This is a genomic window from Parabacteroides sp. AF17-3 (genome assembly GCF_003635445.1).
Taxonomy (GTDB): Bacteria; Bacteroidota; Bacteroidia; order Bacteroidales; family Tannerellaceae; genus Parabacteroides; species Parabacteroides goldsteinii.
Genome location: NZ_QTMM01000020.1, coordinates 82,557 through 96,572, shown reverse-complemented (window position 1 = coordinate 96,572; position 14,016 = coordinate 82,557). Strand labels below are relative to the sequence as shown.

Here is a 14,016-nt window from a genome sequence, read left to right as displayed (position 1 = left end):
GTAAGATATAACTCAAAATGAAAAGATACTTCGTATATCTGTTTTTTTATTCTTTCATATCCTGCCATCTTTCTGTGGAAGATAAAGTGTACAATTCCGGAATACATATCATACCGGACCCCTTACAGCTGGAAGTTCGACAAGGCGTCTTTCCTGTCAGCAACTCGACCACTTTATCATTGGAAAATGGTGATTGGGAAAAAGAAGCCTCTGTATTAATGAATAAGCTGGAAGAAGCAAGCGGATATAAACTCTCTTTTTCGGATAACTCTTCCAATAATTGCATTAGGTTCAAAACGAATGAAAACCTGGGAGAAGAAGGATACGAAATAGAAGTAGACGACCGGCAAATATCACTTTCGGCCGCCACAGAAAAGGGTATGTTTTATGCCATACAAACATTCTTCCAACTCTTACCGGCAGAAATCGAAAGTGCGAAACCTTTGAAAATGAAACTATCTGTTCCTGCTGTTAGAATTGCAGACCATCCACGGTTCAGTTACAGAGGAGTGATGATAGACGTGAGCCGCCATTTCTTTACCGTGGAAGAACTGAAAAAACAGATATCCGTGATGGCCATGCTTAAACTGAACCGCCTGCATTTGCATCTGACGGATAATCAGGGATGGCGTATCGCTATCGATAAGTATCCGCAACTGGTTGAATATTCTGCCGTACAGGAAACATATAATGAAGAGTTATACGGTCCTTGCTATTATACAAAAGAAGATATAAAAGAACTGGTAGCCTATGCCGACCGTCATCATATAGAGGTGATACCCGAGATAGAGTTCCCGGGACACAGTTTGTCGGCCCTGGTTCCTTTCCCCGGATTGTCATGTAGCGGCGGACCTTTTAAAAGTGAACAGGTCTTTGGCTATGAAGAGAATGTCTTTTGTGTAGGCAACGACTCCGTATTCACTTTTATGGAAAATGTATTGACGGAAATAGCCGAACTATTTCCAGCCCGCTATTTACACATCGGGGGAGACGAATGTGTTAAGAGATATTGGCAAACATGTCCCCGTTGCCAGGCATTAGCCAAAAGGCTGAACCTCCGCCCAACTCCGGAGCACTCGGTGGAAGAACAATTGCAAAGCTATGCCATCAAACGGATGGAGCGTTTTATCTCCGGTACGTTGGGTAAACGCATGATCGGTTGGGAAGAAATTCTGGAAGGCGGATTGCCTGAAGATGCAACCGTAATGAGCTGGAAAGGCACCGAATGCGGAGCCAAGGCAGCAGCCACAGGCCACGACGTTGTTATGGCTTCCATGGCCGACGGTCTCTACCTATGTGCTGCACAAGGCGCCGATGAAGTAGAACCGGCTGCTATGGGCGGACAATCTTACCTGAAAGACGTATACGATTTCGAGCCGCTTCCAAAAGAGTTGGTTCCCGACAAAAGAAAACATGTAATCGGTACCCAAGCATGCTTATGGAGCGAATGGACACCCTCCGGAGAACTGTTGGAATACATGCTCTATCCCCGAACCATGGCTTTGGCGGAAACAGCCTGGACAACACCCGAAAAGAAAAACTGGGACGACTTCCTGCGCCGTCTGGAAAACATGCAGGTCCGTTTGGATTTGAAAGGCATCAATTACCACATTCCGCTTCCGGAAGGAGAATTGACGACCAACAAAGTCTTTACCGGAGATTCTGTCGTGCTGGAATTTAAAAACAGCCGTTCCTTGCCTATGATCTATACGACAGACGGATCAACTCCCGACATGCATGCTCTCTCTTTGCCGGAGCGGTTAGTACTGCACCAGCCGTGTACACTCAAAGTCTGTACAAAGACTGCAAGCGGCAAACTCAGTCCGATACGTACCATAAACGTTGACAAGCAAACACCCAGACCCGCAGTCGACGGTATCTGCAACGGACGAATCCACCTCCGGCTGGCAAACGGCCTTTTTAAGGATCATAACGACTTTGCAAAAGCAGTATACGAAACAGATACGATAATAAACTCTTTTGCTGCATATAATAACAATAAATTCGATTTCAAAACCCCCGGACTGGCATGCTATTCCGGCGAAATCGAAGTACCGGAGACGGGTATTTACACTTTTAAATCGAACGCGGATGAGTTGTGGATTGCAGAAAGACTAGTAATCTGTAATCCCACCTCTTCCCGCTTTTATGAGCAGAAGACGCAGATCGCCCTCGAAAAAGGTGTTCATTCTTTCGACCTCGTGTTTTCCAACCGCTTGAAAGAAGGATTTGCCACCTGCTGGTACCCAATCGATTTTCAATACCTTCCGCCTTCCGGTGGCGAGTGGATAAAAAGCAATTAAAATTTTGTATAAACCATGAAGCACATATATAAACTATTGTTGGCAACTATCCTGTTGGGTAGTTGCCAAACCGACGGAAGCCAGACGGATTTGAATATAAACAGAAATCCGGACGAACTCTTCCTGAATACGACTCCCCATAAAAAAATGATCGTCGACGTCGATATGTGTACCGATGTAGACGACGCTTGTGCCCTGCGGATCGCAACAGCACTCGACGACGACGGCATCATTGACCTGCAAGGAGTAGCCTTTTCCGTAAACGGCCCCAATAACCTCGATGCCCTGCGCGGTTTTCTCCTTCACGAAGGCAAGCCCGATGTATTGATAGGAAAAAGCGCGGTAGCCAACCCGCCTGAAGAATCACCCTACTGGGATCTGATGGCCGAATATAGCGATGGCAAGGTGGATGCTTACGAAGCTGTAAAAATGTACCGCAAAATACTCGCCGAAAGCGATACCCCGGTCGATATCGTTACAACCGGCTACACCACCAACATCGAGTGCCTGCTGAAAAGTGAACCAGACGAATACTCCGAGCTTACGGGCCAGGAACTCGTCAAAAGAAAATGCGGACAACTCTACGTCGTAGGCGCAACCTATCCGGAAGGGCGTTGCAACAACATCTGGTTTGCCCCCGCAGCCCGTACGGCGGCAGATTATATCAGCAAGCATTGGCCCTATCCGATACTCTTTTTCACCAACAATGTAGGCGGATTGCTCGTATGCGGCGCCGGCTTGCAACAGGTAGACACCGAACGCAAAGACATCGTAACCCGTGCCTTATACGCCTTCGGAACCGATACCGGACGGCTTGCCTGGGACCCTTTCGGCGTATGGTGTGCCGGATATGCCTGTGGTAAAATCAACCGGCTGGGCTTCAAACGAGTAAATATATTCATTGATACCGAAACGGGTCGCAATACATTTACCGATGCAACCGATGGAAAGCATTACGTCATCTATCCGCTATGCAATAACAAAAACTATTATAATGCCATGATGGATCACCTGTTAATTAAAAAAGCCAAACTTTAATTGCTGACCGAATTATTTAATACCCATTTAAAACACATTTTTTAATACATAAAAGAATATGGAAAAGATAAACAGACGACAGTTCATAAGCCAGTTCGGACTGGCCACAGCAGCCATGTGCGTTTCGCCACGCTTCGCATTTGCCAAGCCACTCGCTTCGGATAAGAAAATCCGTCTGGGCGTAGTTGGCGGCAACTTCGGTTTAGGTTTTTTCTTCCACGAACATCCCAACTGCATCGTTGAAGCTGTGAGCGATCTGGACACCCAACGGAGAAACAAACTGATGGAAGTCTACCAATGTAAAAAATCATACGAATCGCTGGAGAAACTGCTCCGTGATCCCAAAATCGAAGCCGTAGCCCTCTTCACCCCGGCACCCGACCATGTGCGCCACACGATCCAGTGCCTCAAGGCCGGCAAACACGTGCTCTGCGCCGTTCCGGCCGCCATGAACGAAGAAGAATGCCATCAGTTGCTTGAAGCCGTGAAGCGTTCAGGGCTCACCTACATGATGGCCGAAACAACCACCTACCGCGAAGAAACCATGATGGCACAGGAATACTATCGCGCAGGCAAGTTCGGAAACATCTTCAGCAGTGCGGCCCACTACTACCATCCCGGCCTGGAAACCTTGTATTTCGACGAAAACAAGAAACCGACCTGGCGACACGGCCTCCCGCCGATGCTATACCCTACGCATGTTACCTCTTTCCTGATCGCCGTCACCGGCGAAAGACTCGTAAGCGTAGCCTGCAACGGTTGGGGCGATGGAAGCCCGCTGTTGAACAACAACCCTTATGGTAACCCCTTCTGGAATGAGACGGCACTCTTCCGTACCGACAAGGGCAACTCCTTCATGGGCGAAGTATGCTGGCGAGGTGCGCTGGTAGGTGTTGAAAGAGGCCAGTGGCATGGCGACAAAATGAGCTACTATTCCGAATACAAAGGCCTGGGCTCGCATCAGGTAGTCGCCAGCGAAATGCAAGGCAAAGACGAAGGCGGCTTCGTTGTCGACGAACCCGAAATGCACTTTGTCGAAATGAAGCCCTTCTGGAAGACCGGTCTGCCCGGAAAGATCAGCCATATCAGCGGACACGGCAACTCGCATTGTTTCATTACCCACGAGTTCATCAGCTCGCTTGTGGAAAACCGCAAGCCCGGGGTCGATGTACATGAAGCGCTGGCTTACACCATCCCTGGTATCATTGCCCACAAATCGGCCATGCACGACGGCGAGTTATTGAAGATACCGGTATTCGATTAAACATTTATACATGTATAAAATATACCATGACTAATACATTTTTACATTTTTTTTCATGCTATAGAATTGTGTGATAACCAATGCAGCCGGTCTGTGACAGATCGGTTGCATTCTTGTATGTTCTGCCTTCAGTGATGTTCCACTTGTAAGGAATGGCGTAATATAGGTAGTTCCCCGACTAATTCTCCTTCTTGGAAATAAAATTTGAAAAATTTCAGTAAGAAATTGAGTACAATTTTTTAATATTAAAGTCTGTATAATAAATAAAGGAAAATGAGCGACCAGATGCACATAGATAGTCTATGGAAGCGCTTTCTTAAAGGCGACGACCGAGCATATACAGAGTTGTACAACCTGTATATAGACGACTTGTTCGCCTACGGCATGCACTTTACCACCAACCGCGAGTCGGTTAAAGATTGTATTCAGGAGGTTTTTATCTCTCTATATAAAGATCGTTCCAAACAAAGGAAAGTAAATAATATAAAAAGTTACCTTTTTGTATCGTTGAAAAATGAACTGTTCGATCTGTTCAAAAAAAGTGTTGAATATTATCAGATAGAGACAATAGAACCTGTTTTTCAAACGGAATATTCCGTAGAAGACCAGTTTCTGAAAAATGAGACTGCTAGTAATAATGTTGCCAGGGTGAAAAAACTTTTGCAGGTCTTGTCGCCCAAGCAAAACGAAGTGATCTATTATCGCTATGTAGAAGAGATGTCGTACGATGAAATAGGAGAACTGATGCACATGAACAATCAATCTGTACGTAACCTGGTTCATCGCTCTATCCTGAAGATAAGAGAACTCATGCATAATGATATATTTGTTCGTTTTTGATAAATTGATTATTGGATTAACAAGATGGAGAAGAAATATAAGAAATATACAGTAGATGAATTATTGCAGGATGATTATTTCATATCATCTATCTTGCATCCTACACAGGAGAGCCGCGAGTTTTGGGATTTTCTGATACAAAGAGGCAACTTGTCGGCACAGGATTTTGAAGAAGCGGCTTTTTTTATCGAGGTAGTACACTCTCCTAAAGAAAAACTCCTTCGTAAAGAAAAAGAAGCATTGTGGAGTAAAATAGAAATAGAAAATAAAAGTTCTCTGAAGAAAAAAATACGGACGCTTTATGCCGCCTGCTTCTCGGCCGTGGCATGTGTATTCATTTTGTTGGGTGTATCGTTCTATTTCTTTTATGAAAGCAACCGGCAGGGAGATAATATGATTGATATGATTGCCGCTTTCAAAAAGGAGAAGAATGTACAGCCCGGATCAGACATTTGCCTGGTGTTGTCGGACAACAAACAAATGAGATTTGAAGAAGACAATACAGATGTCAAATACGACGATAAAGGACAAATCAAGGTCAATTCCCAAACGGTAATGGAGGGAAATAAGGATAAAAAGGCAGTTGGCGATAAAAAAGAAAAAGAGGCGACAGTTACCTATAACCAGTTAATCGTGCCTAAAGGCAAACATTCCACCTTGTTGCTGTCCGACGGCACCAAACTTTGGGTTAATGCCGGGTCGCATGTCATATTTCCCGTCTCGTTCAAAGGCGATAAGAGGGAGATCTATGTAGATGGCGAAGTCTTTCTCGACGTAACCCGCAACGAAGGCAATCCCTTTGTTGTGAAAACAGACCGGATGGCTGTCGAGGTGTTGGGAACCTCCTTTAATGTCAAGTCGTATGGTCATGAAGAGACGGATGATGTCGTATTGGTGACAGGTTCCGTACATGTCCGCACGGAAGCAGGCCGGAAAGCCGAGTTGATTCCCAATCAACGGTTCCGGTGTACATCGGCCGGCGATGTGGATATTCAGACTGTAGATGTATATGATTATATATCCTGGAAAGATGGTTTGTTGCAATATAAAAAAGAACGTCTATCCGTCATATTGCAGCGATTGTCGGATTATTATGGAAAACCGATCCAATGGGAGCCGGAATTGGAACGCCTGACTTGCTCGGGTAAACTGGATTTGAAGGATGATATGGAAAAAGTCTTGAACGGATTAACCAAGATGATTCCCGTAAAGTTCGTGAAACAAGATGATTGCTATTATTTTAGCGTAACCCCCTTAAACAGCAAGCCTATGGAGTAATGAGTATAAAAAACCGGATAACATACCCCTACATTATCCGGCATAATTCAAATTGAAAATTTCACAGAGTATCAACTTAAATCAATACAAATGTATGATAAATAATTTAAAAGGCAGCCATACGCATGCCGTTTTTAGTAGATTCATTCGGATTATGAAACTGATAAACCTATTCTTCATAGCAGGTATATGTTTCGCGAATGCTGCAAGCAGTTATTCGCAGTCCACTTTGTTAACCTTGGAAGCAGACAACAATACCCTGGAAGAAGTATTCAAAATGATAGAAAAAAATAGCGAATATGTTTTTTTCTATAGTGACAAAGCTGTTAACCTAAAGAAAAAGGTCAGTATTAATGTGAAAGATCAGACGATCGACAAAATACTCGATCAAGTGTTGCTGCAAACCGGAAACGCTTATTCGATCGACGACCGCCAGGTGTTCATCGGCGTTGTAGCGAAAAACAAGTCGAATTCCGTCCAACTGCCCGCGGTTGCGCAGGTAGAGCGCATCGATGTGACAGGCGTTGTTCAGGATAAAGCAGGAGAACCTGTTATCGGAGCAACTGTTGTGGAGAAGGATAATCCGACGCATGGTACCATTACCGACCTGGACGGCCGTTTTGAGTTGCGTGGTGTACCTAAGAATGCTGTATTGCAGTTCTCTTTTGTAGGTATGCAAGCAAAGGATGTGGCTGTGAACGGAAAGAAAATATTCAATGTCATTTTGGAGCCAAATACAGTCCTGGATGAAGTCGTTGTCGTTGGATATGGCACACAGTCAAGGGCTACATTGACTACCTCTGTCTCCAAGATGGATACGAAAGCGCTTGAGAGCGTACCTTATTCAAACCTTGTTACAGCGTTGCAAGGAACCGTATCCGGTGTCAGAGTACAGTCTACTACCGGACAGCCGGGTGCAAACCCCCGTATCATCGTGCGTGGCGGTACTTCAATCAACAGCCCCGATGGTGCTGATCCGATCTATATCGTGGACGGTGTGATCCGTAACGACATCGATGGTATTAATTCGGATGATATCGAGTCTATGCAGGTATTGAAAGATGCCGCATCCACTGCCATCTATGGTGCACGCGGATCAAACGGTGTCGTTCTGATTACAACAAAAACAGGTAAAGCCGGAAAAACCAGTGTCACTTATAAATACGACCTTACACTTTCCCAGGTAGGAAAAAGATATGATATGGCATCTGCCCGCGACTATATCTATTATAGCCGTATCGGACATCAGATTGCCGATCAGCGCTGGGGATTCGGCCTGAATGATCTTTATACGGCCACAGGTGCCGGTACGGGTAACGACCTGACAGCGAATACAACTTATACAACACAATATCTGACTCCGGAAAACAAACATAAATTGAACGAAGGATGGGAAAGTATGCCCGACCCGATCGATCCGTCGAAAACCATCATCTTCAAAGGGACAGACTGGCAGGACGTGTTGTTCCGTACAGCCGTTTCACATAATCATAATGTCAACGTTTCGGGTGGTTCCGAAACAGCTACTTTCAATGCCAGTGCAGGCTATATGAAGAATGAGGGTACCGTTATCACTACATACTATGATCGTTTGACATTCAACCTGGGTGGAGAAGTGAAGCTGCGTCCTAACCTGAAGATCGGCGGACGTGCTTCCTATAGTAAGTATACCAATAACGGTGTGAATGAAACAAGTATCTTTGCTCGTGCCATCGGACAGGCGCCGACAACGAAATATACTTTCGAAGACGGTACGCTTTCTCCCGGTATCAAAGGGAACGGAAACCCGGCTTATCATTTGCATCGGAATACCAATAAGAATAGCGATGAGAATATCACGTTCATCTTCGATGGAAACTGGGAGATTATTCCGGGCCTGACATTCGCGCCGTCATTCTCTATTTGGAAAGAAGCTTTGGATACATATTCCTTTACCCCTTCTTACAAGGATGGTGTGAACAACGTGAATACAGTACGCCCGGCTAGTGCCAGTTATTCTAAATGGTGGCAGACACAGGCGGATGCCGTATTAACATACAATAAAGATTTTACGGATCATCATCTGAATGTCATGGCCGGTTATTCCTACTATTTCAAGTCGAGCTATGGCATGTCGGCCAGTGGAGATGGTGCGTTGACCGACTTGATTCCGACGTTGAACGCGGTTTCCAATTACAAGCATATGACCAGCAATTTGTCGAAACAGATTATGTTGGGTTATTTCGGAAGAATCAATTACAACTACAAACAGCGCTATTTGTTGTCGGTGAATGCCCGCTACGATGCTTCTTCTATGCTGGGTAGAGAGCATAAATGGGGGTTCTTCCCCGGTGCTTCTATCGGATGGAATGTGCATGAAGAAGATTTCTGGAAAGATATGGATGCGGATGCTTTCCGTTTAAAACTGAGAGGTAGTTATGGTGTCAATGGTAATATTACCGGCATGGGACCGTATACGGCACAGGGCGAATACTCTGTTGGCCAGGGAAGGTATATGTGGGTAAACGGAATTGCGAATACGGTTTTGCCGAATGAAGATTTGCAATGGGAAGAATCTAAAACGTTCGATGTCGGTGTGGATGTCGGTTTGTTCGATCAACGCGTGGATGTTATTTTCGATTATTTCAGTCGTAGGACCGATAATTTGATTACACAGCTGCCTATGCCTTTGTCGTCCGGTTTTGATGTGATTACCACTAACTACGGTAGTCTGGACAACCGTGGTATCGAAGTAGAGGTAAAGGTGCAGGTAATGCCGAAAAGATCCGAATTGCAGTGGGAGTTAGGTTTCAACGCCTCTCATGTGAAAACCAAGATTCGTAAACTTCCGGAAAACGGTGTGGAAAGAAACCGGGTAGGAGGTTATTATGCCTGGAATCCGGAAATCAATGACTACGACTGGGTAGGTGGTCTTCAGGAAGGTGGCCGGATCGGTGATCTTTTTGCCTGGAAGTCGTTGGGAATCTATGCTACCGATGAGGAAGCGAAGGCCGACCCCGTGGTTGATATGATGGACCCGTATGAAGATAAGACCAAATACGGTGGTGATACCCGCTGGTATGATGCCGATGGTAATGGCGAAATCAATGAGAAAGATATTTGTTACATGGGTAATACCTATCCGAAGTGGACAGGCGGTATTTCAAGCTCCTGGAGTTGGAAGAATTTCGATTTGTACCTGCGTATGGACTATATGACCGGACATACTATCTTTAACGAACAGAAGATTTTCCTTTGTGGACGCTGGGCAGGTAACCTCAATATACCGCAGGAAATGATCGACAAGAGCTGGAAAAAGCAAGGTGACGTGGCAGCACTGCCGGTGTATATACCGAATGAAGATTATAACTTGTGGAGAGGTGGCGATTGGTATGGATTGGGTATGATGAACTCTGAATTTTATGAATCGGGTAATTACCTTTGCATCAGAGAGCTTACGTTGGGTTATAAACTGCCGCTTACAGGTATGATGAGTAGAATTTTTCAGAACCTGAAAGTGAATGTAACCGGAAACAACCTTCATTATTTCACGAAATATTCGGGTGCGAATCCCGAGTTCGGAGGAAAAGATTCAGGGCGTTATCCTCTTCCCAGAAATGTGATTTTCGGCGTATCTGCTACATTTTAATTTAATTTCGTAAAACTCGATAAGTTATGAATAAGTATAGTAATTTATTTATATGCCTGTTTGTTCTGTTATTTTGCTCATCATGTGGGGATCTTTTGAACCAGAAGCCTGAGAGTGCTATTACAAACGAGTCTTTTTGGACGAATCAAGATGATGCAACAGGGGTCTTGACGCATTCGTATGTACAACTCAGGTCGATGTCGTGCGGTGAGTTGTTTACGTTGGGAGAATCCAGAAGTGATGTGATTACGAGGGCAGTCACAGGGGATATCTATGAGCGGTATTATAAAAATACGTTGAGCCAGGAATTACCGGGTCCCGACTGGACTTCACTCTATAAGATTGTCAATGAGGCGAATCTGCTTATTAAATATATACCTCGTATCGATGCGGTTGAGGCCACAAAAAATAACTTGTTAGCAGAGGCTTATTCATTGCGGGCTTATCTGTATTTTGTGTTGGTTAAAACCTGGGGCGGTGTTCCGCTCCGGGTAGAGCCCACCGAAGGTTACAATCCGGAAACCGTACATAAAGGCCGGGCTACAGTGGAAGAGGTTTTCAAAGTGATAAAAGAGGATTTGGATAATGCGATCGCTTTGTTCCAGGACAATACTTTCTGGGCCTCCAGAAACCGTTTCTCCCAGCCGTTTGCCAATGCCTTGAAGGCCGATGTTTATTTGTGGACAGCCAAACGGTGCGGCGGAGGGAATGCCGATCTGGAGACTGCTTTGGCGGCTTGCAATGAAGTGCTGAAGGCTGATGTGGCGTTGCTTCCGAACTTTGCCGATCTGTTTGAATTTGGTAATAAAAGCAATGAGGAGATAATCATGTCTATTGCAAACACTATTTATGATGGTGGGGAGAATTATTTTAAGGATAACTATTCCGGAGCAGACGGCGGTATGATAGATCCGATTAGCGGAGAGGTGATAGGTACTACCGGGAATGGTATGGCTTGGACTGTAAGCGATTTGGTTAAAAATCAATTTACAGATGACGATAGCCGGAAAGAGGCTTCTTTTGTCGATGGGTTGAGATATGGTGAAGATAATGAGATGGAGTATCCGGCTTTGATTCGTAAAGGGCGGGGTGTCGTACAAAATGGTCAGAGGTATTTCAGGAGTGATTTCGTTTTATATCGCCTGGCAGACGTGCTGCTTATGAAGGCTGAAGCCAAGAATGCATTGGGACAGGATCCGTCTGAAGAGATGAACCTGATCAGAAAGAGAGCGTATGGTGATAATTTTGACAAACACATCTTTGTGAACCGGTCTAAAGAATTGAATGACGACGAGATTCTGAAAGAAAGATTGCTGGAATTGGTGTTCGAAGGAAAAAGATGGTGGGATCTCATACGATTCGGAAAAGCATTTGATATAGTGCCTTCATTGAATAATAAGAAAGGGCAGGATCACATGTTGTTATGGCCGCTTAGCTTGACTGTATTGACTCGTGAACCGCAAGTCGGACAGACTCCTGGTTGGGGAGACTGATTCTCTTGAAATATAGAATATAGGGATGAGATATTTACTTGTTAGTGTAATAATAAGTATTGGTATTGGTCTGTTTGGTTGTAAACAAGAACAGAATGCTGGGGAAAATACATCACTTCCCCAGCATGTTCAAGTACGAAACGTGATTATTGATGCCGATACGGATAATGAGCTGGATGACTTGCTTGCAATCGCTGCTGCTTTGAAGTCGCCTAAGCTGGAAGTCATCGGAATGACTGCTGCGCAATGGGATGGAAGGAATAATACGGTGCGGGAAGGACATGATCCTTGGTGGAATGATAATTCTGCCTATACCAGTTGGCTGATGAATGCCGTATTGGTGCAGTTATTAGACCGGACAGACCTCCCCTTACCCGTGGGAAGTGAGAGGAAGATCGTTTATAAAAAAGGGAGTCCTGAAAACAACCCTCGCAGAAGTGAGGCAACGGATTTTATTATCCGCAAAGCATCAGACTTGCCTCCGGGAGAAAAGTTGACAATCATCAGTACCGGAGCCCTAACGAATGTGGCATCTGCTGTAATGGTGAAGCCTGAAATAGCTAAAAAGATAGCGCTTTACTGGCTTGGGCAAACCTATGATTTTGAAAAGGATGTATGGATAGGCGAACATGAATTTAATGTGGCTAATGACTTGGAGGCCTTTGATCTTCTTTGCGATGCAGAAGATTTGGAATTTCATATTATGCCTAATAACGTAAGCGGATTACTGCGTTTTCATAATGCCCATTCGATCAATAAGCTTGAAAAGGTGGAAGGTATAGGAACTTTTATAGCGGATCGGTGGAGAAAGAGGATTGGAGACAATATGACTTCTTCCTGGACCATGTGGGATGTAGCTCTTGTTTATGCGATCACAAATCCGAAATGGGCGGAAGAAAAGATGGTAGATACGCCTCCGGGCACAACCAAAAGAAAGGTCGATATATACACGAATATCGATGCGGAGAAAATGGAGAATGAGTTTTGGAATGCTTTAGGTTGTAATGTCCCTCAGGGACAGCAAGCGGCAGCACAGCCACAGATACGAAAAGTAAAAGATGTGGTTATTTATGAAGATCCTAAATTTCATGCAACATTTCCTTCGGCTGTAAAGCTGGGGCCCAATGAGTATACGGTGGCATTCCGGCGTGCACCGGACAGAAGAGTTTTTGGTGAACCAGGGAATGCGCATGTCGATCCTAACAGCTATTTGGTGCAGGTTCATTCGAATGATGGTGAAAACTGGACGAAAGATCCGGAGTTAATCTACGCCCATCCTTTTGGTGGTTCACAGGACCCTTGTTTATTGCAATTAAAGGATGGAACTTTGCTTTGTGCCAGTTACGGCTGGGCTTTTTCCTCTCAGGAGGGTATAGACAATTTAGGAAAACCTGTTTTGCATGAGAGTTGGCATGGTGGTGAAATTGCATTTTTAGGAGGATATATCTTGCGGTCTTTTGACAAGGGGAAAACATGGGAAGATCCGATTGTTCCTCCAACGCTGGATTCGGAAATTTATATCAGCGCAACGGGAGAGCCTCTGCCGACTTATAACAGAGGGGCCATGTGCGAAGGTAAAAACGGCAAGATTTATTGGATTGTGGCTGGTCATGATCCTGCCCCGTTAGGAAAAACCAGTAATCATTTGCTTGTATCTGAGGACAAAGGCGAAACCTGGCAGTATTCCGGACTGGTTGCTACCGATGATAGTGTTGCATTCAATGAAGCTTCCGTTTATGAAACACCGAAGGGAGATATAGTCGGTTTTCTACGGACTACTTTGTATGATCATGCATGTATTGCCAGGTCGACCGATGGAGGAAAGACTTTCGAATGGAAATCAATGCAATTCCAGGGGCATCCTTTGGCGGCTCTGAGGCTTCCTGATAATCGTGTGTTGTTGACATATGGCTATCGTCACAAGCCTTTTGGCATCCGGGCAAGAATTTTGAATGCAGAATGTACGGATTATGCCATTTCCGAAGAATTTATACTTCGTGATGATGGTGATGGACCGGATTTAGGTTATCCTTGGCCGATTATGCTGGAAGATAATAGAGTTCTTGTAGTTTATTATTATAATAAAAATGGCCATCGTAATATTGAAGGTACCATTTTGGATATAGACTGTAAAAAATAAAGAAATATATACCTTTAAATTCTAAGATCATG

General features: G+C 44.7%; 8 protein-coding genes. All 8 read left to right on the top strand.

The window, feature by feature from the left end; genetic code table 11:
• The first annotated feature begins 17 nt into the window (after positions 1-17).
• The 8 genes from DWW91_RS23270 to DWW91_RS23235 all read left to right on the top strand — a co-directional run bounded on the left by DWW91_RS23270 (position 18) and on the right by DWW91_RS23235 (position 13,984).
• The gene (locus tag DWW91_RS23270; RefSeq protein ID WP_122329059.1) at positions 18-2,303 is read left to right on the top strand and encodes a family 20 glycosylhydrolase; all 2,286 of its coding nucleotides are present in this window, start codon (positions 18-20) and stop codon (positions 2,301-2,303) included.
• A 15-nt stretch (positions 2,304-2,318) separates the two neighbouring features.
• On the top strand, positions 2,319-3,341 hold the full coding sequence (locus tag DWW91_RS23265; protein WP_122329058.1) for a hypothetical protein: 1,023 nt from the start codon (positions 2,319-2,321) through the stop codon (positions 3,339-3,341).
• A 58-nt stretch (positions 3,342-3,399) separates the two neighbouring features.
• Complete coding sequence (locus DWW91_RS23260; RefSeq protein ID WP_122329057.1) at positions 3,400-4,605, top strand: Gfo/Idh/MocA family protein; 1,206 nt, start codon at positions 3,400-3,402, stop codon at positions 4,603-4,605.
• A gap of 285 nt (positions 4,606-4,890) precedes the next feature.
• Positions 4,891-5,445 carry an RNA polymerase sigma factor gene (locus DWW91_RS23255; protein WP_044215198.1) on the top strand — a complete coding sequence of 185 codons (555 nt, stop codon included), beginning with the start codon at positions 4,891-4,893 and terminating at the stop codon, positions 5,443-5,445.
• A gap of 24 nt (positions 5,446-5,469) precedes the next feature.
• Positions 5,470-6,723 (top strand): FecR family protein, encoded by a 1,254-nt coding sequence (locus tag DWW91_RS23250; RefSeq protein WP_122329056.1) that lies wholly within the window; start codon positions 5,470-5,472, stop codon positions 6,721-6,723.
• A gap of 154 nt (positions 6,724-6,877) precedes the next feature.
• A complete protein-coding gene (locus DWW91_RS23245) occupies positions 6,878-10,351 on the top strand; it encodes a TonB-dependent receptor (protein ID WP_233584560.1) in 3,474 nt (1,157 codons plus the stop codon).
• A gap of 26 nt (positions 10,352-10,377) precedes the next feature.
• A complete protein-coding gene (locus DWW91_RS23240) occupies positions 10,378-11,844 on the top strand; it encodes a RagB/SusD family nutrient uptake outer membrane protein (protein ID WP_122329054.1) in 1,467 nt (488 codons plus the stop codon).
• Between the two features lie 25 nt (positions 11,845-11,869).
• A complete protein-coding gene (locus DWW91_RS23235) occupies positions 11,870-13,984 on the top strand; it encodes a nucleoside hydrolase (RefSeq protein ID WP_122329053.1) in 2,115 nt (704 codons plus the stop codon).
• Positions 13,985-14,016: the final 32 nt, after the last annotated feature.